Origin of the sequence: Leptolyngbya sp. PL-A3, assembly GCF_039962325.1 — a bacterium.
GTDB lineage: Bacteria > Cyanobacteriota > Cyanobacteriia > Elainellales > Elainellaceae > Vacuolonema.
In genome coordinates this window covers 1-24512 of sequence record NZ_JAMPLB010000062.1, presented here as the reverse complement: position 1 = coordinate 24512, position 24512 = coordinate 1, and the positions used below count along the sequence as shown (strand labels likewise).

The 24512-nt window shown below is 48.8% G+C and carries 19 protein-coding genes; 15 read left to right on the top strand and 4 right to left on the bottom strand.

The features are described from left to right. The first annotated feature begins 762 nt into the window (after positions 1 to 762). The 4 genes from NDI52_RS28040 (at position 763) to radC (ending at position 5712) form a co-directional block, all read left to right on the top strand. Positions 763 to 3642 carry a hypothetical protein gene (locus NDI52_RS28040; RefSeq protein ID WP_348256608.1) on the top strand — a complete coding sequence of 960 codons (2880 nt, stop codon included), beginning with the start codon at positions 763 to 765 and terminating at the stop codon, positions 3640 to 3642. Positions 3643 to 3956: 314 nt separating this feature from the next. Next, a complete protein-coding gene (locus NDI52_RS28035) occupies positions 3957 to 4229 on the top strand; it encodes a CopG family ribbon-helix-helix protein (protein ID WP_348256607.1) in 273 nt (90 codons plus the stop codon). After that, positions 4220 to 4528, top strand: coding sequence for a type II toxin-antitoxin system RelE/ParE family toxin (locus tag NDI52_RS28030; protein WP_348256606.1), 309 nt, complete (start codon positions 4220 to 4222; stop codon positions 4526 to 4528). Before NDI52_RS28035 ends, NDI52_RS28030 begins: the two co-directional genes overlap by 10 nt. A 284-nt stretch (positions 4529 to 4812) precedes the next feature. Then, positions 4813 to 5712 (top strand): DNA repair protein RadC, encoded by a 900-nt coding sequence (radC, locus tag NDI52_RS28025; protein WP_348256605.1) that lies wholly within the window; start codon positions 4813 to 4815, stop codon positions 5710 to 5712. An 11-nt stretch (positions 5713 to 5723) separates the two neighbouring features. On the opposite strand, the gene NDI52_RS28020 is transcribed toward radC, so the two are convergent. Continuing rightward, entirely contained in the window at positions 5724 to 6725 is a 1002-nt protein-coding gene (locus NDI52_RS28020) for a ParB/RepB/Spo0J family partition protein (protein WP_348256604.1), read from the bottom strand. Beyond that, positions 6722 to 7504, bottom strand: coding sequence for a ParA family protein (locus tag NDI52_RS28015; RefSeq protein ID WP_348256603.1), 783 nt, complete (start codon positions 7502 to 7504; stop codon positions 6722 to 6724). Before NDI52_RS28015 ends, NDI52_RS28020 begins: the two co-directional genes overlap by 4 nt. 292 nt (positions 7505 to 7796) lie before the next feature. Between NDI52_RS28015 and NDI52_RS28010 the strand changes: the two genes are divergently transcribed. From NDI52_RS28010 to NDI52_RS27995, 4 genes are all read left to right on the top strand, one after another. Beyond that, positions 7797 to 8873 carry a replication initiator protein A gene (locus NDI52_RS28010; RefSeq protein WP_348256602.1) on the top strand — a complete coding sequence of 359 codons (1077 nt, stop codon included), beginning with the start codon at positions 7797 to 7799 and terminating at the stop codon, positions 8871 to 8873. A 731-nt stretch (positions 8874 to 9604) separates the two neighbouring features. Further along, on the top strand, positions 9605 to 9850 hold the full coding sequence (locus NDI52_RS28005; protein WP_348256601.1) for a hypothetical protein: 246 nt from the start codon (positions 9605 to 9607) through the stop codon (positions 9848 to 9850). A 334-nt stretch (positions 9851 to 10184) separates the two neighbouring features. Continuing rightward, complete coding sequence (locus NDI52_RS28000) at positions 10185 to 10559, top strand: response regulator (RefSeq protein ID WP_348256600.1); 375 nt, start codon at positions 10185 to 10187, stop codon at positions 10557 to 10559. Positions 10560 to 11142: 583 nt separating this feature from the next. Next, entirely contained in the window at positions 11143 to 12240 is a 1098-nt protein-coding gene (locus NDI52_RS27995; RefSeq protein ID WP_348256599.1) for a HAMP domain-containing sensor histidine kinase, read from the top strand. A 103-nt stretch (positions 12241 to 12343) separates the two neighbouring features. On the opposite strand, the gene NDI52_RS27990 is transcribed toward NDI52_RS27995, so the two are convergent. After that, positions 12344 to 12991, bottom strand: coding sequence for a hypothetical protein (locus tag NDI52_RS27990; RefSeq protein ID WP_348256598.1), 648 nt, complete (start codon positions 12989 to 12991; stop codon positions 12344 to 12346). Positions 12992 to 13373: 382 nt separating this feature from the next. On the opposite strand from NDI52_RS27990, the gene NDI52_RS27985 reads away from it, so the two are divergent. The 4 genes from NDI52_RS27985 to NDI52_RS27970 all read left to right on the top strand — a co-directional run bounded on the left by NDI52_RS27985 (position 13374) and on the right by NDI52_RS27970 (position 20209). Continuing rightward, positions 13374 to 13826, top strand: a complete 453-nt coding sequence (locus tag NDI52_RS27985; protein ID WP_348256597.1) for a hypothetical protein — start codon at positions 13374 to 13376, stop codon at positions 13824 to 13826. Between the two features lie 80 nt (positions 13827 to 13906). Further along, a complete protein-coding gene (locus NDI52_RS27980; protein WP_348256596.1) occupies positions 13907 to 14185 on the top strand; it encodes a hypothetical protein in 279 nt (92 codons plus the stop codon). Positions 14186 to 14598: 413 nt separating this feature from the next. After that, positions 14599 to 14901, top strand: coding sequence for a helix-turn-helix transcriptional regulator (locus tag NDI52_RS27975; protein WP_348256595.1), 303 nt, complete (start codon positions 14599 to 14601; stop codon positions 14899 to 14901). 52 nt (positions 14902 to 14953) lie between these two features. Continuing rightward, positions 14954 to 20209, top strand: coding sequence for an ATP-binding protein (locus tag NDI52_RS27970; RefSeq protein ID WP_348256594.1), 5256 nt, complete (start codon positions 14954 to 14956; stop codon positions 20207 to 20209). Between the two features lie 67 nt (positions 20210 to 20276). Here NDI52_RS27970 and NDI52_RS27965 read toward each other — a convergent pair whose 3' ends face one another. Next, positions 20277 to 20906: an IS4 family transposase gene (locus NDI52_RS27965; RefSeq protein ID WP_348256623.1), complete on the bottom strand. Its 630-nt coding sequence runs from the start codon at positions 20904 to 20906 to the stop codon at positions 20277 to 20279. 767 nt (positions 20907 to 21673) lie between these two features. Here NDI52_RS27965 and NDI52_RS27960 point away from each other — a divergent pair. The 3 genes from NDI52_RS27960 (at position 21674) to NDI52_RS27950 (ending at position 24460) form a co-directional block, all read left to right on the top strand. Next, positions 21674 to 22117 (top strand): DUF6876 family protein, encoded by a 444-nt coding sequence (locus NDI52_RS27960; RefSeq protein WP_348256593.1) that lies wholly within the window; start codon positions 21674 to 21676, stop codon positions 22115 to 22117. Positions 22118 to 23558: 1441 nt separating this feature from the next. Continuing rightward, complete coding sequence (locus NDI52_RS27955; RefSeq protein WP_348256592.1) at positions 23559 to 23798, top strand: hypothetical protein; 240 nt, start codon at positions 23559 to 23561, stop codon at positions 23796 to 23798. Further along, entirely contained in the window at positions 23795 to 24460 is a 666-nt protein-coding gene (locus NDI52_RS27950) for a relaxase domain-containing protein (protein ID WP_348256591.1), read from the top strand. Before NDI52_RS27955 ends, NDI52_RS27950 begins: the two co-directional genes overlap by 4 nt. Positions 24461 to 24512 lie beyond the last annotated feature (52 nt).

The following is a 24512-nucleotide window of genomic DNA, read 5'->3' as shown; positions in this document are numbered from 1 at the left end:
CGTGATAAAGCTCTCAATCAAGCGCGTACACCCGATAAGAACCACTTAAAGAAGGGTGCCAAAGTGCTCCCTCTACTTAAAGGCTCAAGGCGACCACGAGCACACTCATTGGTGGCTGAAGGTATATTCCGGATAAATCCCTCTCTCCGTAGCATTTGGAAAAAGCGGCAGCACTATCTCGCAGCAATTGCGAGGGAGGTTTTGTTGTTTATTAGTTTTCGTTCCCACGCAACCCCCAGAATTCTCCTCATTCAAGGGGTCGATTGGATTATCCTTAACAGGATAGTTGGGAAGGCTCTACAGCCCGCAGTGGCATGTAGTTACAAGTTTGCCCACAACATCTTCCAGGAGGTAAGCCCCATGCGTTAGCCCCTATAGGACACGACGCAACAACTAATAGCCCCACAAAACAAAAACCGCTACGAGGGGCCAATCTCACAAGCGGTTTCTGTCAAAGTTAGAGGTTATTTGGTTTTGCATAGTCCCACCTTACTTGGTGGATAGCTGAAAGAGTGTTGCTCTCTCAGTTCAGGGAGTTTTTGTCTTAAAAACCCGTCTGATCTTGAGACAAAGATAGCACACTGATGGATTTGTGTGTCTATTTTTGCTGCAACCTTCTTCTTAAAACTTGCGCTGAAGCGTCCACCACACTGCTGCTTCATCAACTCAACCATGTAGAACTAAGGGCTCAATGAAGCCCATCAAACTCCTATGAATACTGTGCGTTTGGAGACCCAGCCACTTGGATCTTCACAGAGTGTTGTGCCTACGTTTGACTCGTATCATCAAGGCTTTGTAGGACGAGATAAGCTCATCCCTACTACGCGTAAGAACCCTTGCGTGCTCTGTGGCAATACATCGGGTAAATGTCGAGAGGCGAATGACCTTCGGCTTTGCATGGAGTACACCACAAGCTCTCTCGCTATCCCCGGTTATCGATTTACAGGCTTAAGTAAGGATGGACTGTGGGGTGTCTGGGTCGTTGACGACGGAGCAAGCTACTCTAAGGAAGACCGCGAACAATGGTGGCAGGAGCAACAGATTCGGCGACATCTGCGAGAACAAGCCGAAGCAGCGCAACGCGCCCAATCGTTGCCCGCGGTAGAGCGTGATCGCCATTACCAACGGCTGCTCTCCCACCTTACTCTTCACCCCGAGGACCGGGCCGACCTGCATCGACGTGGCCTGAGCGAAGCTCACATAAAAGCCGGTGGTTTTGTCTCGGTTGAACAATGGCAAAAACTACCAGAGGACTTCCCCCTCACCTTGCCAGGGGTGAATCTGGATGGGCGATCGCTCAATGTGTCTGGTCCCGGATACCTCTGCCCCATTCGTGACATCGACGGCTTAATCGTTGGATTACAACTGCGCCTACGTGATGTTAAAGACAGTGGTCGCTACCGCTGGTTATCGAGCGTCACTCACAATCGGCCCAACGGCCAGCCCCCCAACTTACCAAATGGTGAGTTACCCCTCGCAGTATTTCGGCCTGAGGTAACGACCCGGCAAGCGATCGCCCTGGTAGAAGGTACAGGTCCCAAACCCTTCATTACCTCCCAACGACTGGGGGTGATCACTGTTGGTGCTGCCGGAGGGCTTTTTGCCGCCAGTTCCGAAACGTTGCGGGTGACTTTAGGACGACTCGCCACAGAACTGGGTACTCGCCGCATCGAGTTCTTTCCCGATGCGGGGTCGCTAGAAAACCCCCATGTCTTGCGCCAGTATTGGGCCACCTGGGAGCTATTAGAGCAGCAAGGCTATTTAGTTCACGTTGGTTGGTGGGGGCAGGTTTCGAAAGCCCATCCTGACATTGACGAGTTGGAGGATGTGGAGGCGATCGCCTTCCTCTCTCCCCACACGTTTTTGGCAATGGCTCCCGCAGACGTTGCAGCCACGGTAGCCGCGCATATCCAGCAAGCCGACGCTGCAAAAGTCGAAGCGAGGCTCTCCCAGGAGCAGGTACGGGAGCGCTACCGGGTTGAAACCGATCGCCTCATGGCCGAATGCAATGGCCTGCGAGTTGAACCCACGCTTACACTATCCGGACGCTATATTCCCTCAGGGCTTCTGCAACTACCCCAGACTGCTGGCACTGTTGTAATTGACGGTCCAATGGGTGTCGGTAAAACCTCAACCGCGCTCAAAGAACTGGTTGAACAGCACCGCCGCCAGTACCCAACCGCTTTTCGCTGCCTTCTTACTCCCCGAAATGCCTTGGGGCGTCAGTCCGCCGCTGTCCTGGGGCTGCCGCACCACACCGCATTTAAAGGCTTTGGTCCCTGCCCTACTGAAGTCACGCTCTGCCCTGAATCTGGATGGCGCTTTCCCACCAAGCGACTACCAGACGGGCCACCACTGATCCTCATTGATGAAGTGAGCCAACTGCTTCACCAGGTCCTCGAAGGCAAAACCTCAGGCCAAAACCATGCGCTTAACCTCCATTGGTTGCGATCACTCTTGCAATGGGTCAACGCACAGGGCGGCTGGATTGTGCTTTCTGAAGATGGCATTACTAATCTAGAAATTGACCTTATTGCCCAGGCGTCTGGCCTTGAGGTAATAGAATTCTTCAAGTTTGAACGTACCGACAGTGAACGCAGAGACATGACACTCTTTAGTTCACCATCGCTTACGTGGGCTGAAATAAAAAATCGGCTCAATAAAGGTGAAAACCTTGTCATTGCCAGTGACTCAGCGACGTGGCTCCGCCACACCCGTGAGATGGCGATCGCCAAAGCCTCTACCTTTGCCCAACTCGATACGAGTGAAATAACCCTGACCGAAGCCCGCTCAATTCTGGAAGAACTGGAAGCCAGCCAGGAGCAACGGGAAGTGGCCCATAAGCGGCTACTTCAAGACAAATTACCAGGGGTGAATCTCAACGACCCGCACTTTATCTTGAAGGCCCTCGTGGAAAACAACGGGCGCTTCCTGAAAACTGCCGAACTGCTCTGGATGGCGCGCAACCCTAAGGCTGCTCAATGGCTTGACCGCTGGACCTGGATAAATGAGTTTACCCAGGCAACCCGACGGGGGCAGTTTGCGAGCTACACTCGCCTCTCCTTTCGTTCTGGGCAAGCTAAGCTCCTGAGCGAATGCCCTCTACAGCCCTTTATAGATGGCACTATCGAGCAATGGGATAACAACAGCTGGGAGGCGATCGCCGTCCACCAATGGGCAGTTTTGCACCGTCACCAGTTCCGTCGCTACCTGCGGCTTACTATTGCGGAAGACCATCCGCCGGTTAAAACCGTCAATAAGTTGCTGCGTAAGCTGGGGTATGAGGTGAAGCACCAGGGATGGAAAGGCAACCGGGAGCAGCGGGAGCGCCAGTACGGTATCACTAACCTGGAAGATGCCGACCGCGAGGCGATCCTAAAAGCCCTAGAAGAGCGGTTTATCCAACGTCTTAAAGAGAAGGAGGGCATCGCTGAAACTGAAGATGCTGTACCCGTGATCGCAACCTGCATAGAGATACCACTTCTTCCAAGTTGCGATCACGGCCCTCAGCCGGACTGGTCACACTGTCCTCAAGATGTGCTGGAGATTATGCAAGCAGCGTGGCTTGATGCGGAGAATACGCAGCAGCGGCAGGTGGTGTTGGATGCGATAGCGGAGTATGGGAGGGCGATTGCGTCATAGATTTTTGGATTCTGCCCACCTCCCTGTATCGCAACAGACGGAGCATTTCCTCATACCTTGTTGTCGCTCTACGAATGTCGCTCTTAAGGAATAGAGCATTATTCTCTCGTTCTTTAAGCAACTTGCTGATGCATTTCCTTGCGTTCCCTCTAAGGAACACTTTTTGCTCTCTGGCCATGCATTCTTCCAGAAAGGCTTCTTAAGTATTGACGGAGAAGGTAAACTCCTTCTCCACTTTTTTAGAGGGGCATGATGTATTTGCTTGTATACATCCGATGCACTTGGGTATACTCAGAGTATAGGAGGGCTGTGCTATGTCCCAAAGTGAAGTGGTAACTGTCAGACTTGCCCCAAAGCTTAAGGCGAAGCTTGATGCATTAGCAGAAAGTACTAACCGTAGTAAGTCGTGGTTAGCTGCCCAAGCAATTGAGCAATATATTGAGCAACAACTGTGGCAAATCCAAAGGATTGAAGAAGCGCTCGCTCTTGCTGAATCTGATAATGCACATTGGGTTGAAGGTGATTCTGTAGAAGAGTGGCTTCACTCCTGGGGAACTAAGGACGAAAAGCCCGTTCCATGCGAGTAGTGTTTCTTTCGCTTGCAGTTAAAGATTTAGCAAGCATACGTGAGTATATTGCCAGTGATGATCCAGAGGCAGCGCAACGAGTTGCAAGTCGTCTTCTCCAGAGCGTCAAGCGACTTGCGGCACTGCCTCACTTAGGCAAAGCGGGGCGAGTTCATGGCACACGAGAGCTTGTAACCCCAAAAGTAGGAAAGACAAGCTATGTCATTGTGTACCGTGTGAAGGAAGAGCAGCTGCAAATTTTACGAGTGCTTCCAGGGATGCGTGATATTGATCGTATTCTGGAGGATGAAGGCAATTGAGGTGCCAGAGGGAGCTTTTTCCGTGGCCACTGTAACGGGAGCGGCTCCTTAGTGGACACTTGGAAACCCCCAGGAAAGCCCTCCATCTGCACTCCCCCACGTTTTAAAGCTGGGTAACGCAAAAGTATTTTTTGTTTGGAACTACTCTCCCAGTAGTGTACAGGTAGTGACCGAAGTAGCCTATCGCTTTATCGTCTCACGACCTTTTTACTGCTCAAGTGCCTATGGCAGAGTACTTTTGTGCGCCTCATCACTCTTCTGCATGGTCAGCGGCACTTACGAGTGTGCCTCACTCTTTTCGTACCTTAGAAGGAACGACGGAAGAAGCGTCTGACCTTACGGCTGTATATCTCCCCTCCTCCCCTTCCCACGCTATCAGGAGCGAGAGCCCTCTTGAGCGATTACAGGTAAGAGGACCTAGCGTCCTTACTACAGAAGAACTTCTTGCCCTGCTGCTGGGTACTGGGAACTCATCCTGGTCGTCTCCATTAGTGCAGCGAGTCATTGAGGCCGTGCAGCACGGGGATGGAAATCTCCGTCAACGTCTCCTTCGGGTTGATATGGCTGAACTTATGGCCATACACGGAGTCGGGACAGCAAAAGCAGCGCGAGTCATTGCGGCAATTGAGTTAGGGAGGCGGCTGTACCTGCACGCTCCACCATTAGGAACCGTGATTGATACGCCAGACTTAGCAGTAGCGGTGATTTCTCCTCACCTCATGTGCAAACCTTTTGAAGGGTTTGTAGTGGTATGTCTCGATATTAAGCACCGCTTTGTGTCATCAAAACTGCTTTCAATGGGCACTGATACCGAAACCCTTGCCCATCCGCGCATTATTTTTGGCGAAGCACTACGACGTGGAGCAACCCGTATTATTGTGGGGCATAATCATCCGAGCGGTGAGGTAGACCCCTCCCCTGATGACATTGCACTTACGAGGCAAATTCTCAACGCAGGAGTCCTGCTTGATATGCCTGTACTCGACCATTTGATACTAGGATGCGGTACCTATAAGAGCCTTCGGCAATGCACTACCCTTTGGGAAGAGGTTCCTCAAGGCACTAAAGGAGAAGCAGAGACGACGGTTCATGAGAGAATTCCTATCCGGAGCAACGTTGCTCCGGACAATACGTACCTTCACCTGGCTTACGCGGAGCAACGTTGCTCCGAAGAGTCTGAGTAGGACTGGAAGAGCTAGCTCTCCTCTTGTTTACTCTCTTTGTTTTCTGTGTCTTCACTCTCTTTTAGTAAGGCTTCGAGATCTTTTAAGAGGCGTTCAAGTCGTTTTTTCTTTTGTGGTTTTTCAAAAAATGTTTTTGCTTTCTTTGCTTTTTTGAGCGAGTCTTCAACGCGTTCGAAAAGTGATGGCTCATGAGAAGCGCTTATCCCTTTTCCTTTCGCAGGTGCGCCTTCTTGCACACGCTTTTTGACTTCCCGAAATGAGAGACGTGCGGCAAGTACTTCTTTAAGAAGTGCGGTACGGGTTTCTTCATCTTTTACTTTGCTCAGTTCGAGCGCAGAGAGGTACGAAAGCCCTTGGGTAAGATGTGCTTCTTTGAGCTCGTCTGGAAGATCGAGAGTACGTAGGTTCTTCGTCCGAAAGGTTTGAAGTTCAATATTAAACGCAGCGAGAACAGAAAGAATGTGTTCAAACTCCTCGCTCGGAGCAACGTTGCTCCGAGATTTATCGGGGTGCCCCTCGGAGCGAACTATCGTAATTGCCTGCTCCCGTGAAATCCCAAATTTAGTTTCAATAAGCTGCAACACTCCCTCTGTTTCTTCGAGCTTGCTTAAGTCTTCTCGCTGGAGGTTTTCCACGAGGGCAAACTCAAGGGCTTCTTCATCGGTATAGTCATCAATGATGCAGGGAACCTCAGTGAGCCCTGCTTTCTTTGCAGCCCGCCACCGGCGCTCACCTGCGATAATTTCATACGTGTTGTTGTCGAGGTGACGAACGTTAATTGCACCACGGAAGCTATGCTTCTTAAGAGATGCAGCGAGGCTCTCAATACTCTCTTCAGAAAAGTACTGACGAGGCTGGGACTCGTTACGCACAATGGCGTCAATAGGAATTAACTTTATTTTTGTCTCATCGCTTTCTTCTGGAGTTTGGGTCTCCTCTTGGCGTGGTGTTGATATCAGTCTGCCAAGAACACTCTTGCCTTTAAGTTCAAATGCTGCGTTTGATTTTGTCATGGTAGTCTCTCTACTACGGCGGCAATTTCTTCTAGCTGTGCAATAGCTGGGTTGCGAGGTGCGTATTTTGCGAGTGGCACATGTTCGGCAGTTGCATTGGCAAAGTCAGTACGTCGAGGGATAGGAGGAAAGACCGTTGCCTCTGCAAAGCTTTGATTCCCTTTGAGCGAGGCAAACAGCTCTTCAATGGTTTGGAGCGCTCTCTTTGCCTGTGAGGTGCGGTCATCGTACATCGTCGGTATTGCCCCTGCAATTTTAAGCGAGCGGTTTACCTTCTGTGCAATCTCGTAGGTTGTTTGCAAGAGGTTCATCGTTGCCTCAACCGACTTATATTCAGTTTGAATGGGAATAAGGAGGTACTGTGCTGCCACCAGGCAATTAATAGAGAGGAGACCCAGTGAGGGAGGGCTATCAATGAGAATCACGTCATACTCTTCTCTTGCCTTCTCTAATATGTCTTGCAGCCTATACTCTCGTCGTAGCTCAGAGGAAAGTTCCAGTTCTGCCTGAGTAAGGATGATGTTAGTCGGCAGGAGATCACAGCCAAAAATATTAGAAACAATAGGAAGTGGTTCGTGTGCAAGAAGGCTGTCATACACAGTTTTAGGCAGCTCAAAAGGCTCTAATCCCATAAACGTTGTAAGTGACGCCTGCGGGTCCATATCGATAAGAAGCACTCGTTTTTTGAAATTTTCTGCGAGGTGAAACCCTAGATTCATGGTTAACGTGGATTTTCCCACGCCGCCCGACATGTTAAAGAGCGCTACCGTTTTACTCATGAGTGGGTCTGCATTAGGTTAGCTATGGTGTGGCGAAGCTGCATGAATACGTTACATTCTGTGTTTTAGAAGTTCCCATCTACGCCCGGAGCAACGTTGCTCCGAATGCACTTGTGCATGAGTATAATTCTTTCGGAGCAACGTTGCTCCGGGTTCCCTTATTGTGCCATAGAGACTATACCCTTTATCCCAGTAAGGGCCAAGATAGTTAAGGATATCTTCGAAAAAATGGTGGTAGTTTTTCAAGAAATGCTCTTGAGAACTTAATCAGAGTGGGCTACATCGAAGGAGTATGGTCACGCGAAAGCCCCCTCCCCATGACGCTCAACTTGACCTCTTCACTGCGGTCTTCACCGATATTGCGACACGAGACACGCAAGACACAATGGAGGTCCCTTTTCTTAGCCTTTCGAAAAAGCCCCGCTTCACTCCGATTACCTACAAATCTGACACCACAGAAATTACGGTGAGTGGTGGTGCTCCCTTTGGCATTGCGACCATCTGGGATTGGGACCTCATTATGTGGTTACTGAGCCAGGTGCGAGAATCACTTGACCAGGGAGAGAATGCCTCGCGTAAGATTCGGTTTCATCCGCACTCGTTTCTTAAGGCAGCACGGCGTGCCTGTGGGGGTGTGCAGTACCAACGGCTTGATGATGCCATTAAACGCTTGAAGAACACGACAGTAGTCACCACCCTTCGCGCAAAGCGAGGGAAAACAGTCATGTTTAGTTGGCTTGAATATGGTGAGCTCGAACGTGACGAGCAGGGGAGAATTCAGTACGCCACCGTGGTGCTCCCTGAATGGTTGTTTGAGGCAGTTAGTGATAATCGGCTCGTGCTCTCGCTTCACCCTGATTATTTTCTGCTCACTGGGGGAATTGAGCGGTGGCTCTACCGCTTCATTCGTAAGCAAGCAGGCAGTAATCGTGCGGGGTGGGGGTGGTACTTCCAAACGCTCTATGAACGATCGGGGAGTACCCAACGGTTTTCTGATTTTGTGATCGCGCTACGGGAGATTGCTGGAAAGCAGACGCTGCTTGACTACACACTTATCGTCCAGGAGAAAGACGGACGGGAATATCTCCATGCAAAGCGTGGTGTTGACATCGCGGCTTCGCCAGAGCCAGAGGTCATGCCTCACGCGCCTGTACCTCAGTTTCTTCATCTCCGCACGGCAACTTACGAAAAAGCAAAGGAGCTTGTTCCTGGGTACGATGTGTACACTCTTGAGGCTGACTGGAAAGAGGCTACAAAAAGAAACTGTGTTTTAGTTTCTAATCCTGATAGTGCGTTTCTTGCGTGGTGTCGGAAAGTGGGTGCACGTCCTACCACGATTGCCCGTAAAGGGAGCAAGGGCTGTGGATAACTTCTTTTGGCATTTGGTCTATTACCCGCATTTCATTTGGTCTATTACCCGCACCAATTTGGTCTATTACCCGCATCCATTTGGTCTATTACCCGCATGAAGACCCTTTTTCGTGAGTGATTTTAAGGGGTTGGAGCGCCTAAACTCTTTTAAACTTTATTAAACTCTTCTTTTAAACGGGATGTGGCCTGTGGATAACTTCGGCTCGTTGAGGCCCTCTGGAGCGGAAGATCTTTTTTTGATTTTTGAGAAGGAAGAATTAGGAATCTCTTTTGGTCGGTTTCTTTAGTTTGTATTTCTAAGAGCCTGTAAAACGGTCATAAATGGCTTTTAGAGCGCAAACTCTTCTTTTGTAAGGGGGTAGAGAAGGAGAGAAGATAAAAACCTCTCTAGGGCCATTTTTGAGGCTTTTACGCGGTGTTCGACTAATCGCTTCGTAATGACAGGGCATGGGGAAAACAGCTATTTGGTCTATTACCCGCACAATCGATTTGGTCTATTACCCGTAGCGTCTAGGAGTGACGCATTTTTCAGGAGTGAGCGGAACTAGATGAGAAAATAGAAAACAATAGTACTTTGTGCAAGGCTTAGGCTGGCCTGAGAGTATAAACACTTTCCTACCTCAGCAGTACGCTCCCGAGGTGCAAAAATTCCCTTTGATAGAGACAATAAGGACTGGCTTACAAGTAGAACTTACCTATAAGAACAGTCCTTGAATAAGTCGGGGGACTATGGCTACAAAGGGTATGGCAGCGCCTCGTCTTCGTAAGGGGCAGAAGGTACGTTTTATCGGTGGCAGTGGGGTAATTAAAGGCTTTCAACCTGAAGCTGGAGCTTGGTCTTACTTCGTTGAGATGGAGATGGGGCCAGAACCCGAAATGGGAAGGATCGGCTATGAAACAACGATTCTCCTATCCCAAGCCGACTTAACTCCACAGAGTGAAGCTGCGTTCTTTGAATTCGCATGTGGTGCATAGTGCTGCTCTGGATGTACTCTCTACATTTGTAGGAAAAAATTAGAACTACATGGGGAAGCACAGTACTGAAATGCTTAAGTGATGTAGCAGATGGTCGCGTAGTCGCGTGGCTATCGTTTGCAAAAGCAGCCTTAAAGAGGCTGCTTTTTCTTTTTCTGTTGAAACGTTGTGCTTGCTGGGACACAGTACACTTTCGAACATAGATGTAATGGTAGGTGCAAAGTGCATTTATACTTTACTCTGCTAACTATTTAATCTACGTCGAGAGTAGGAAGACGAAAGGTTATTGATATGAAATAATTTTAATTGGGTTTGTCATAATCTTTGGGCTACTGTGTCAGATTTCTCCTATCGAATCTTAGTTGTAGATGATGTAGAAGATAATTTATTTTTACTGCAAATTGTATTGCAAGCAGAAGGGTATGAAGTTGAATGCGCCAATAATGGCCAATTAGCCCTTAAAAAGGCTGAACTCTTCTCTCCTCATTTAATCCTATTGGATTTTATGATGCCTGGTATGAATGGAGATGAAGTTGTTTGGAAGATGCAAGATTTTCCAAATGTTTCTCATGTTCCAGTTTTTCTAGTGACCGCTTATGGAGAGTCAGAATCCATTAAAAATTTAGAATCACATGTAGAAGAAGTTATTGATAAGCCTATTGATTTTGAATATCTCTTACTACGTATTCACAATTACCTTATAAATTAAAGATCACTTTTAATTTTCTTATTTATTATTCCATTATGTATTAATGACATTTTTTCTACGATTACCACAGCGAACGTAGGGAGAATGTCGTTGATTGCAGCACATCCTAACTGTACAGGAAATAAAGGTGAGTCTGTCGAAGGCTGCATTCCTTGTTTTTTCCTTCAGAAACATCAATTTAAAGGCAAAGCTTAATTACTATGCAATAAAAAAACCGCAGGTGAAACTGCGGCTGGCGGCTTAAGAGGTTTGCTATGTACAGGATCCGGTAGCAGTACAACAAAGACCTCTACCAAAAGAAAGGTAGTGCTCGTGCTTCTAGTATCAGATCTAGAACTTCTTAATAAAAACACCCTATCAACAGAGTAAGGATGAGAGCTCTCTTTATTATTTGTTGTCCCATCCTCCTGCATTTTTCTCGCAAGCTCCACGGCAGATTCATGACCACGTCGCAAGCTGAATTTTAACAGCGTGTGTCAAAACCAGTGGAATCAGAAGTATTAGTAACGACGATCACAAGTTTATTCAATTACATCAAGTGTTGATTAGAAAACTCTCCACGCTATGCCAAGAGCCAACCACAATGCCCAGCCAAACCTCTGACCGACTGAAACAAAATGCTGAAAGAATTATGCAGCTATGGGAGGCGCGGGCGCGGGATGAGGTTAGTGCAGCTATGCATCAAAACTCTCTGGTCTTACAAAATTCGCTCCCTCGATACCTCGCCCAACTGATCAATGACCTTTCAACCGGGATTTACCGCACCCCTGCCAGGATAGAAGCCGATGATCTAGAAAGCACACGTATTGGCAAGCATCACGGGCAGGAACGGGCAGGCTATGCTGACTACTCCATCAATCAACTGATTCTGGAGTATCACATTCTCCGTCAAGTCATCTTTCAGGTTTTAGAGGCAGACGAACCCTTGGGCGTGCGTGATCGCGACATCATCATTGGCTCCATTGAGCAAGCCGTGAATGACGCTGCCTCTGAGTTCTCCAAGACGCTGCAAGACATCCAAGAGCTTTTTATGGTGACACTCACTCATGACCTGAGAAATTCTATCAACGTGGTCAAAATGGGGACTCAACTGATGTTGCGTCGGCTGGAAGAGGGCGATAGCCATGTGGGCGTAGCTACAAGGATGATGGGGGCGATTGAGCGGCTCAACGTCATGATTCAAAATCTGCTGGATGCCAGTCGGCTGCGAGCCGGGTATGGCTTAAAGCTTGACCTAGCAGAATGCCGTCTGGATCTACTCGTGCAAGATGTAGTAGAGGATTTGCGCTTTATTCATGGAGACCGGTTTATTGTGGCCTCTGATCCTGATGTCAGGAGTCATTGCAGCCGTAAAGAGCTACGGCGAGTGATCGAAAATATCGCCGTTAACGCGGTGAAATATGGTGCTCCTGCCACACCCATTACTCTCACACTCCGGCAAACGGAAACCCAGATCAGCTTGACTATCCATAATGAAGGCACTCCCATTGCCCTGAGCGCTCAGTCGATTCTCTTTCAACAGTTTCGTCGCACCATCGCGGCAGAAGAGCAAACGGGTTGGGGCTTAGGCTTATTCGTAGCCAAAAGTATTACTGAGGCGCATCAAGGGACGATTGAGGTTGAAAGTGCTGAAGGCGAAGGGACAAGTTTTATCATTAAGCTGCCTAAAATCGCCTGCTAACGGCAGTTGGCTACCTTAAGTAGGCAGCGGCTGCTCGCCCCGCCATTTGGTAGCCAGTCTCTAGAGAGGTTTGGTGCAGCGTCTTTTTCCCTCCATGTTTGTACTATCGCCCGCATGCAGTACGGCTTTTTCCTGAACCTTGCTCAGCTTGTCTTTTTGGTGCAGTTTCCCAAAACGGTCTCCCTGGCGGCGTAAACGTGACCCTTGGGAGCCCTGCGACACGGCGACGATTGTTAATTGCGGTGACGAGTTCGCGTAGTTGGGCGACTACGCCGGGGAAGCGATAGTAAGGGAGGGAATTTACCGCTCTTTCCACGATTGCTGTTGGATAGAGCGCTCGCCGATGAAGCCGTGCTTCGACGTACTGCCATACCTCCTGTCGTACCCGCACTGACACGCCCTGGTGGATGACTTTAATCGAGTACGCTCCAATGTAGAGCGGGACGAGCGTTGCATCGTAGCTTTGAATTCGCTCAAACGCTGGATGATTGCCTTTGGTGGCAAGGAGCACAAACGTGTGATCAAACCGCACGTATTGAACGACGGCGAGGCCCTTTTGTTTTTGTCGCATTCGTTTCGTGCGGCATTGTGTCACGCCGTACGCTTCAACGAGCTTTCTATCGATCGCTTGTGGATCTTTGTCTGTCGGAAGATGGCGGAGTGCCCAGCGTGTGTAGCCATAGCGCATATAATCAAGCGCGATACGCCGTAGGAAGTGACCAAGGGTAGACACCTCATACAAGTATGACATGTGGGTCTCCAACGGTATCAAGAAGCGGACTGCCGTTGTGGTCAGTCCGCAAAAGTCCCCTTTCTTGTCAACCTTGATGGTGCACCTTTGTGAGTAACCTTTGTGTAACCTTGCACAAAGTCCTTCCAGTCCACACACGTATCGCGGTGCGATACGTCCGATCGCGCGTGCCACCTTCCTTAAGCTGTCACACAGCCCGGAAAATCAGGTCGTTGCGAATGTGTGTCTATAAACCATCATGGAGTTTTTCCAGTTCAAGAACTGCACTGGTTGAATTGGCGGAAGGCCATGTTTCAGACCCACCGCCAATCCCACGAAAGAGGGGAACTCATAGAGAGCGTACAACCACCTCAGAGCTTTCGTGCTCATCGTGCTGCATACCGTGGGCACCACCCCACGGTACTTTTGTGCAGCACCAATGGATGTGCAACGGACTGCCTTGCCCTTTGCACATCTCGCGTTGGTTGCGAGATCCTACTTGCTCCACACTCCCAGTCTGGTCAGTTTTAAACACCTGGGTGACAAGCCCAGGCACCGAGAGGAGCCACCTCCCGGCCTGCCAGACCTTCCCCGGTTAGCACATACAGTTGACAAACGAGTCACGTTGGTAGGGGATTGTTATCCCCAGGGCTACTGCACTGGCGGCTATGCCGCTCCCATCTCAGGTTTCCTCGTGCGGAAGGCAGAAGTGACCACGAATTACCATGCAGCGCCTTTTCCTCAGTTCAGCATCGTCTCTCGTTCATCTGACCAGCAAGGGCTTTCGCCCCTTTCACAGTTGAGCTCTTCACCGTCGCGGTTTCGCGCGATCGCCGAAGGTGTCTCCTCCGATTGACTTTTTCACAAAAGCCAAGCTCCCTGCGCTGGATAGGGTTGCACGCCATATGTGTTGCCACACGTAGGCTATGCCCCCCTATGGGGATTAGTGCCTCAGCACATCACCCGCTTCCTTATGTGCGACCTCAATTGAGGCGTGTCCCGGTCGCCCAACTTCCGTTGCATAAAGATGGGATCGAACGATTGGATTACTCTGCGCTTGCAGGATTACTCAACCGAGCCTCCCTCGAACCGGACAAGCACGTCTCCGCGCATCCGGCTCCAAGTGTTTCGGCAGCAGTGCAGGTGGCTCACCTGCGCTCTTTTACCACCACTGGTGAGGTGGTTGGCCGAGGGCTGCCGTTACGCTCTCTATGACTTGTACCCACCGCCGTGTTTGGCGAAGTAGCACAGTTGTCATTCATTGCCTGCATTAAGGGAATTTTGGTTGAAGTTTCAAGTATTTATTTTGTGACAGTGGTTGGAAGTGAGGCAACTAGGAGGGAACAGCTAGATGAAAGCGTCTTAGAAAATTAATTAAGTGCTCAAGCCCTAGTCCATAAACTTTTTTGAGCTTTTATTGTGTTATGGGTGCTGCCCCTATAACTGCTACTCATATGACTTGCAACACAGCTTAGTGTGAGTTTCGCGAGATAAAGATGAGGAGCCTTTGCAGGCTCCTCATCTTTGGTGGCAAAGCATCCCTGTCTCAAGAGAGATTGATAATTCTACTAATTGACAGATTATTTAATATGACACTTGTCATATTGCCAGCTTGAGTAACGATAGTTATGAAATCTGTTTCTAAGAAGACCTCTAAAAAGTCTTTAGGGTTGAATCAACCAGAGTACCGCCATCTGATTCGTAAACTTCGCCACCTGATGCAACTGACTCAGGTGCAACTAGCCGCCGAGCTTGGTGTAACTTATGAAACCATCAATCGATGGGAGAATGGTCGTATTCAACCCTCGCCTCTGGCATTAAAACAGATTCGCGTCGTCCTTGAACGAATTGCCCAGTCCCCCTCCAGCCAGTTCCGGGATGAGGGTTGCATTCTGCTCAATACGTATTTTCTGAGCGAACAGCAAAAATAGAGTTTGCTACGGAGATTGCTCATTCATATCAACACAGCAGAGAAACCAAAAGATGGCTCAGCTTTGGCAAGCGGTAGAACAAGTATTTGTGGGCGACAGCGAAATGGCGCTGCTGATGCGTTCGCAAGACTGGTCGCAAACGCCATTGGGTGCAGTTGAAACATGGCCCCAAAGCTTGAGGTCGGCACTGAGTATTTGTCTAAACTCCCGCTTTCCCATTGCAATTTACTGGGGACAAGAGTGCATCTTGCTCTATAACGACGCTTGGCGACCGATTGTGGGTAATAAACATAGCTGGGCATTAGGTCGCTCGGCTCGTGAGGTTTGGTCGGAAATTTGGGATGATATTGGTCCAGAGTTGGCAGGGGTTTTAGCGACAGGTAAAGGCACCTTTCATAAGGATGACCTGTTGTCGATGCACCGATTCGGCTACACCGAGGAATGCTACTTTGAGTACACCTTCAACCCCATTCAGGGAGAGAGGGGTATGGTTGAGGGCGTGTTTAACATTGTGACTGAAACAACATACCGCGTATTGAACGATCGCCGTGCTCAACTATTGCGGGAAATCGCTTCTAAAACAGGGATTGCGAAAACGACCGAAGAAGCGTGTGTATTGATGTTAGAGACGTTTCAATCTGGTCCCTTTGACATTCCATTTGCGCTGCTCTATCTGATTGATTCTGATGAAAAACACGCTCGCCTGTGTAACCGCATTGAGGTTGTTCCAGGTAGCCCTATCAGTCCAGCCATTATTGATTTGACTACCGAAGCCGACTCTAAGGGCTGGCCGATTGCTCTGGCTACTCGTACTGCCCAACCCCAGGTGGTGACAGATTTGGTGGCACGTTTTGGCAATCTTCCTGGAAGCCCCTGGGCAGAACCGCCCCAAGAAGCGTTGGTATTGCCGATCTCTACTTCGGGACAAAGCAAGGTCAGCGGGGTGCTTGTCGTTGTAGCCAGCCCCCGTCGTCGGCTCGACGATCCCTACCGCGACTTTTTCACTCAAGTTGCCGGACAGGTCGCAACGGCGATCGCCAATGCCCAAGCCTATGAGGAGGAACGCAAACGAGCCGAGGCATTGGCAGAACTTGACCGTGCCAAAACGACATTCTTCAGCAACATCAGCCATGAGTTTCGCACTCCTCTAACCCTGATGTTAGGTCCCCTGCAAGAGACGCTGAATCGGTTAGATGGGCACCTGCCACCTGATGAGCGCGAGCAGTTACAGATGGTGCAGCACAACGGCTTGCGCTTGCTGAAACTAGTGAACAGCCTGCTTGATTTTTCTCGCCTTGAAGCTGGACGGGTACAAGCCGTTTATGAACCCACAGACTTAGCGACCTTTACCGTTGAACTCGCCAGCGTCTTCCGCTCAACCATCCAGCAAGCTGGATTACAGTTGATTGTTAACTGTGAACCCCTAGCTGAGCCTGTCTATGTGGATCGAGGGATGTGGGAAAAAATTGTCTTCAATCTCCTCTCAAACGCCTTTAAGTTCACCTTCACGGGTGAGATTGCTGTCACCCTGCATCAAGTTGGAGGTCAGGTTGAATTGACCGTGCGCGACACAGGAATTGGCATTCCTACCGTAGAGTTGCCGCGATTGTTTGAACGCTTTCATCGGGTTGAAGGAGCACAGGGTAGAACTCAAGAAGGATCTGGAATTGGGCTTGCTCTTGTTCAGGAACTGGTGCGGTTACACGGAGGGCAGATTCAAGTTGAAAGCACCGAGGGTTTAGGAACAACGTTCATCATTACAATTTCCCTGGGATCGGCTCATTTACCCTCTGATCGGGTTCAATCCGCTCGCTCTCTTGCTTCTTCTCCGTCCAATGCAGATCTTTATGTGGAGGAAGCGCTGCGCTGGTTACCAGGAGAGGAGACAACGACATCGGAATACGCGACGACAACGCTACAGATCGAACAAACGACTGGATTACCGCACCGTTCACTTTCTGCGTCTTCCCTACCGCCTGCTCGAATCTTACTCGTGGATGACAACGCAGATATGCGGAGCTACGTGAAGCGGTTGCTGTTAAGTCAGGGATATGAGGTGGAAACTGCGACTGATGGAATGGCAGCACTAGCCATGTCTCAGCAACAAGTTCCTGATCTGGTGCTAACCGATGTCATGATGCCCTGCTTAGATGGCTTTGGGCTATTACGGGAATTGAGATTAGCCCCGATGACAAGAGAAGTTCCCATTATTTTGCTGTCTGCCCGTGCTGGAGAAGAAGCGCGGATTGAAGGGCTGGAAGCTGGAGCAGACGACTACTTGACGAAACCTTTTTCTGCTCGTGAGCTACTGGCACGAGTGGAAGCAAATTTGAAGCTGGCACAACTGCGACAAGAAGCAACACAACGTGAGCAGGCACTCCGTTTAGAATCAGAAAATGCGAGACAAACGACTGAAACCATCCTATCAAGTATCAGTGATGGCTTTTATACGCTCGATCGCCACTGGTGCTTTACCTATGCAAACGATCGCCTCTGTGAACTGGCTGGGAAGCCGCGTGAAGAACTGCTGGGTTATAACAATTGGGAGTTATTTCCGGCTGCTATTGGCACAGACGTTTACGTGCAATTTCATCGCGCCCTGCACGAACAGCTTCCCCTCCAGTTTGAATATCTCTACTTGCCTTGGAATCGCTGGTTTGAGTACCGAGTTTATCCTTCAGTTAATGGACTTACCATTTTTGCGGCTGAGGTAACTGAACGCAAGCGATCAAACTTGCTGCTGGTCGAGCAGAAACAACTGCTGGAGCGAGTTGCTTCCGGGCACCCCCTAGACGAATGCCTTGCAGCAGTGTGCCATGCAATTGCAAGTTTGAATGCTGGTACACGTGCTTGTTTCTTGTTGGCGGACGAGGAACGACAGACATTTCTCCATGCAATTATGTCTGATTTGCCGTCGTCTTTTAGGCAAAAGGTTGAGAACTTACCCATTAACGATTTGTGTATTGGCACCTGTGGCGAGGCGGTGTACCGGGGTGAACCCATTACTTGTGCAGATATTGCCAATGATGATCGTTGGTCGCAAGGGTGGCGAGATCTATGTGTAGATCATGGCATTCTGGCGTGTCATTCTACGCCCATCATTGACAGTGATCGTTCGCCGATCGGGTCACTCATGTTGTGCTTTGACAAGGCACGACACCCAACTGCGTGGGAGCATCAGCTTGCTGATTTTGGGACTCAGATTGCCAGCATTGTTTTTGAGCGCGATCGTGCTCAAGTAGCCTTGCGTAAATCTGAAGAACAGTTCCGCTTATTTGTCACCGCTAGTTCGGACATGATGTATCGCATGAGTGCGGATTGGACGGAGATGCTTGCCTTGGATGGCAAAGATTTTCTGACAAGTACGACAAACAGCCGGGCATGGCTTGAAGCATACATTCCTCTAGAGGATCAGCCAAAGGTAATGGATGCGATCCAGGAAGCGGTTCAGACTAAAAGCATCTTTGAGTTAGAACACCGGGTTATTCAATCAAGCGGTCTAATTGGATGGACATTCTCCCGTGCGATTCCACTGCTCAATTTGCAGGGCGAAATCGTCGAATGGTTTGGAGCAGCCAGGAATATCACCGATCGCAAACAAGCAGAAATGGAAACTGCCGCAGACTTAGGAGATACCCAACTGCTGCATAACCTGAGTGCACGTCTTGTCAGCGAAGACAACATCCAGGCACTTTATCAAGAAATTATCGTAACGGCGATCGCGCTTACCCATGCTGATGCCGGAAGTGTGCAAATCTTCGATCAAGCAACGCAAGATCTGCTGCTGCTAGCCACACAAGGCTTTGAGAAAGCGATGGTGGATCATTTCTACCGTGTCAATATCGGTTCTCACACATCTTGTGGTATTGCCCTTAAGGGCGGCACTCGCAGCTTCGTTGATTTCGATGCACCCGAAAGCGAAGATCCGGATGGCTCTTTACGAATGCACGTTAAAGCTGGCTATCGCTCTGCCCAATCCACTCCGCTCATTTCTCGTTCGGGCAAACTGATTGGTATGGTTTCAACCCATTGGCGCACTCGCCATCGACCTAGCGATCGCGAACTACGGTTTCTCGACTTGCTCGCTCGTCAAGCAACTGACTTAATTGAGCAGCGACAGGACGAAGCCGAACGCAAGCAGCTTTTGGCGCGAGAACAAACTGCACGGGAAGAAGCTGAAACGGCGAATCGAATTAAAGACGAGTTTTTGGCTGTTTTGTCTCACGAATTGAGATCGCCGCTCAATCCCATTCTGGGGTGGTCAAGACTGCTACAGAACAGCAAATTAGATGAGGTAAGAACGAAACAGGCACTCACAACCATTGAACGCAACGCCAAGCTGCAAGCTGAACTGATTGAGGATTTGCTGGATGTCTCTCGGATTTTACAGGGTAAGCTCAGTCTCACCGTTAGCCCCATTAACTTGGCTTCAACGATTAAATCTGCGATCGAAACCGTGCGACTGGCGGCAGAAGCCAAGTCAATCGCCATAGAGACTCCTCTAGATTCCACTATGGGCTTGGTTGCAGGGGATGCGACTCGCTTGCAACAGGTAGTGTGGAACTTGCTCTCTAACGCCGTTAAATTTACTCCCGCAGGAGGACAGGTGACGGTGCGATTAGAGCAAGTTGACCATCAAGCTCGCATTACTGTGACCGATACTGGAAAAGGAATTGCTCCTGATTTTCTGCCCTATGTCTTTGACTATTTCCGTCAGGCTGACAGTGCCACGACTCGCAAGTTTGGTGGATTGGGGTTAGGGCTAGCGATCGTGCGACACCTGGTTGAACTACATGGCGGCACGATTCAAGCCGACAGTTCTGGAGAAGGATTAGGCGCTACCTTCACAGTTCATCTTCCGCTCATGCAGGCTTCCCCCCCGATTGAGCAACGTTCGCTATCCTCCCAACAATTTGCAACTTTGCAAGGCACTCATGTTCTAGTTGTGGATGATGATACTGACACACGCGACTTTATCGAGTTTCTTCTCCAACAAGCTGGGGCGAGGGTAGTGGCCTCTGCTTCGGCAGAGGCAGCCCTAACAGCATTGATGCAGTTCCAACCAGATGTCTTGGTGAGTGACATTGGAATGCCAGAGATGGATGGCTATACGTTGATGCAACGGGTGAGAGCATTGCCTCCCGAACAAGGTGGTCAGATTCCGGCGATCGCGCTCACAGCATATGCTGGAGAATTTGATCAGCGGCAAGCACTATCAGTCGGGTTCCAACGGCATGTGCCTAAACCTGTAGAACCGGAGAAGTTGGTAGAGGTAATCGTATCTTTATTGAATAATAATGCGAGGTAAATGTTCTTCGATCGTTCTCGATCTACTTTGATTTTCTGTGCAATATGCAGGGGTAGAGTATCTCCTGTTACGTTCTAGATGATGAAAAAGTAACAGCATCCTCCGGCAGAGCCTTATGCATTAGTCGCATCTTTACTTCATATTGGAAGCATCCTGTTTCAGGATGAGCAAGTTGCCAGGTTTGAGCAATGTCATGCGGCCGTCGTAGTCCCCGCCAAATTGTTTTAACTCCCGGTTCTCCATCGCCCTTGCGTTCAATAAAACCACCCAGTTGAGCAATCCATCGTATACACTCATGCAGTGTCGGTGGAGTTGAAGGAAGCAAACTGCTGTGATGAATTGTACAATAGAGCGCTTGCCATTCATACGCCTCAAACACTTCATCATAGGATTGTTCTGGAGACCGGCGCGCTAAGTAAGTCACCCACAATAATCGCCAAGCCACCATTGCATAAGCCGCTAAAGCTCGCTCAATGCGGTCTGCTGTTTCCAATTGAAGTTGTTCGATGTGACAACCACTTTTGAGCACATAATGATACCGTTCAATTAACCAACGGTAACTGTACCAGCGTAGGCATTGTTGAGCCTCTTGTAGGTCATTCACTGTCACCGTGGTAAGCAATAGCCATCTGATCGCTTCCTCTCTGTCTGGCGGGTGCTCCTCTTCCGCTAAAATGACTTGCACTGGCAGGGACAATAGCCCGTCTTTTCGAGGACGGTTGCGATACATGGGTCAGGCTTTAAAGCTTGCTGTTGAGATGCCGTGAATACAAGCTCAGCCGTACATAATAGACTTAATCGGAAATTAGATGAAAAAGTAGCTCAAAGCGTTGTGCCACAAGGCTTTTCAGGCTTTTGCCGTAAAAATAGCTAAAAGGCTTTGCTGGCAAGGCTTTTGGGCTTTTTCCCTTCCTATTACCGATAAAGTCTAATAGTTGTGATCTTTAATTTCTGGCTGAATAGGAGTCAATTGCTAAGAGCCTCATCTTGACGGGAACGGCAGCTACGACTCCTGCTTTAGAAAAAGCGATCGCATAGTGTCGTTTATGGGCACTAGAGGCTGAAAGCTCTGCCAAAACTTACTTTTAGATCCGATCACTGCTGTCGCGACAAGAAGCGTCATTGGAGTGGCAGGAGCCGCATCTGTCGCCACCCGGCAATGTCGCTGTCGTCTGACAAGAGCCTCTATTTCTTCTCTCCTTCAAGGGGCCTTGCCCCTCTGCGTCAAGGGACTCCCCCGAGAATTTTGGCTCCCCCCACCGTAGGAATCGGTGGGTACCCCCCAAAATTCACGGCGAAGCCTCCCCTTGACCCATTCACCCCGCTTGGAAGTTTTCACTTGTTAAGGAAGAGCGCGAGGCGCTCTTCCCCCAGAAAATCTGGGGAACAGAGCACAAGAAAAAACAAGAGACCGCCCATTTGTTGCGCTTTATCTGGACGGTCTCCCCAACACCGAAAGGGAGTATGACAAATCGAAATGAAAAAACAACACTGACTGACGCAGACTTGCACAGGTTTACTGGAACTGCCCATTATTGGCGAACTGGGAGCCCTTTACATCCATTTGTGTATACCGATGGTGTGCGGTACGTCCTTGAAAATGGTGGTGTGTACTGGTTGCTTGACATTATTGGTGAATGGCAACGAGCAAGGAGTGTGCGCTCTAACACAGCGCTCCAACAACTCCAATTTTGGACGCTGACAGTAAAAGCTGATCACTCAGCTGAAGTAATCTGCGAACTTGATAAAGGTAAGGTTGTGGTGAGGCAAAAGATTTTATACACCGATTTCCCGCTTCCTAAGATTGAGTTTTATCTCGAGCATATGTGGGCGTTCTGGGCTACAACGACGCCGTTAAGAACGAGGCCACAAGACAATGGTGTCTTACTATTGCCGAGTGAGTACTAGTCTCTTATGAACCAGGGGGAAGGGGACTATGTTCTTCTCCCCCCAGGGGGGAGGGGGAAGGAAAAAGGGGAAAGGGGACCATGTTAAGAGCCGCGCTTTTACTGGCGTATGCGCAGACACAACTACAAAGCTTTTCCAGTATGTCTGCATTTTTTCAGGTAACCGTGCCTTTGTTATGAACTTCACTTTTGTTGTTGCTTGTAGGTTAGCGTTGTCTCCTTAGTGATCGATGTAGTAGGTGGTTTTCAGTTGTCGCTGCTAGACGTAGTCGTTTTTTACAATGGCTCTCACTCTCTCACCCAACTACTAGGATCTGTCTGCGAATTTATTTGTGCGCGACGCGCACAAATAAATTCGCAGACAGATCCTAGCCCTTTAGATTGAGTGGGTACCCAACTGGGTACCCACTCAAGTTATTGAGTTTTTTATTGGGTAGTTTATAAGAAAGTATTCAGTTAAATTGCTACACACCAAGGCACTAAAGTGCAACCAGAAAAGACAAAGAGGACTAGGAAGGTCCTGGTTTAAGGAAATAGTTGAAGACTTCAAGAGTGAATTTACCTTTTGCATATACAAAAACCTATAAAGCGGGCTCGAGATTTCTATCTTAAGGATGAAATAGACACCAAAGTGAATATATACCTAAGTGAAACTACTGAAATAATAGATGTAATTTTTTTAACAACTTTTAAAAGTATTAGTACTTCTTATTTTAATAGATATCGGCTCTAATTAGCTTCTAGCAATGCTTTTGGCAATTTTATGTTTAAGATACTTACATGAAAATTTGTAGTAGATATCACTTTTCTGAGTTTTTCTTCTACCTAAGAACACTTTCCAATTGCTATTCCTCTCGCTGCACCAAGCACGTAAGAACGTGCTACATTACCACAAAATGCATGTGCTCTACCCTGTGACGTTGATCAGTAAGTTGAAGGAGAATTCACCTTAAGCAAAGGACAGTTTCAAGAAGTACGCATACATACTCTTTTACTTCATCCACCTGGTATCGTGAAGATAGCCTTGTTCACGACAGTATGCGTTAGTTTTAGCTTTCACTCGTGAAGAAAGCCCTTTGTTGTAGACTCCTTAAGAGGAGTTATACGTGTCTCTTGAGTACTCTCGCTATTTCCTTACGCTGACTCATCTGCACAGCAGTAACTTGTTGCAACGTGAGAAGCTCCTCTCTTTCTGAAAGAGCCTAGTGAATTGAGGAGTGAGCCTCTACTTATACGAGAGTTAATCTCTTGTATGAGATGTTGTGCCGTGCCTGCAAGAGGCATGGCTTTAAAGAGGGCCACATAAGCACTTCTAAGCTGATCAGTCATTCCGATCGGCGTTCGCGCTATTTCATTTAATTCACCTTTTCTCCTCTAAAAGCTGTTCTTCTCAGGCTTAACCAGGGGAAAAAATCTATTTTGTCCTTCATTCGAATAATGCCATGACCAAGGCATCCTCCACAGATTCCGCAGATGAGCTGTCTAAGACGATTGGAGAGGTAATTTGTGAAGTGCTCTATCTCCATTCAGAAGTTGAAGTATTAACTAAAGCGATCGCTCAACTTCGTGCGGAACAACGAATTACAACACAGCTTCTGTTAATTGCCCTCGGTGGTCTTACTCCGGAAGAAGCGCAAAGCCTCGTGACGCAGGTCTTTAGTCAAGAGGAAGTATCTCTATGACCTGTTCTGAGACTGTTGTTCATGTAGACAGTGGATATGAGCACTATTTCTTGCGCTACCACACCGTAGGGAGCGTGACCCACGATGCTGAGTATGGAAAAGCCCTGGGATTTTTTGCAGGGTCAGGTGCAGAGGCATTGGGCCTCAATCACCAGCCAATTTATGAAAATGATATTCGGGTCAAACGCCTTTACCGAGGGGAGTCGCCCATCACTGGTGAAGTCTTGCGCCGTGGCATGACGACTACTCGTACCTACACGGATAAGGAAAAAGGAAACTCTCAAAAATATAAGCCGGTATCAGCTCTTGAATTGTGCTTTTCAGCGCCAGGGGATACCTCTACTTTCTTTGCGACCACTAGGCCTGAAAATAGGTCTCGTATGCTTCAGGCACTGTGGCGAAGCCTTCCACTTGAAGAGATCCAATCTAAGTTCTGCTTTACGCGCACCGGGCCAGGAGGTACTCACCGCGAAGCTGCTCAACCAATCTTTGCCTGCTTTACTCACTCTACCAATCGCAATAGCGATCCCCAGCTTCATGTGCATGTGCAGCTGTTCTCGACTGTTCTGCGAGTCAACGGCAGGGGAGGAGCTTTGGACACGAGCTATGTTTATTTGTGGTGTATGAGTAAAGGAGAAGAAACGGCGTATCCTGCTGGATAAGGAAAAAGACCAGACGAGGATACACCATGAATAACGACAATCTTATTGCATT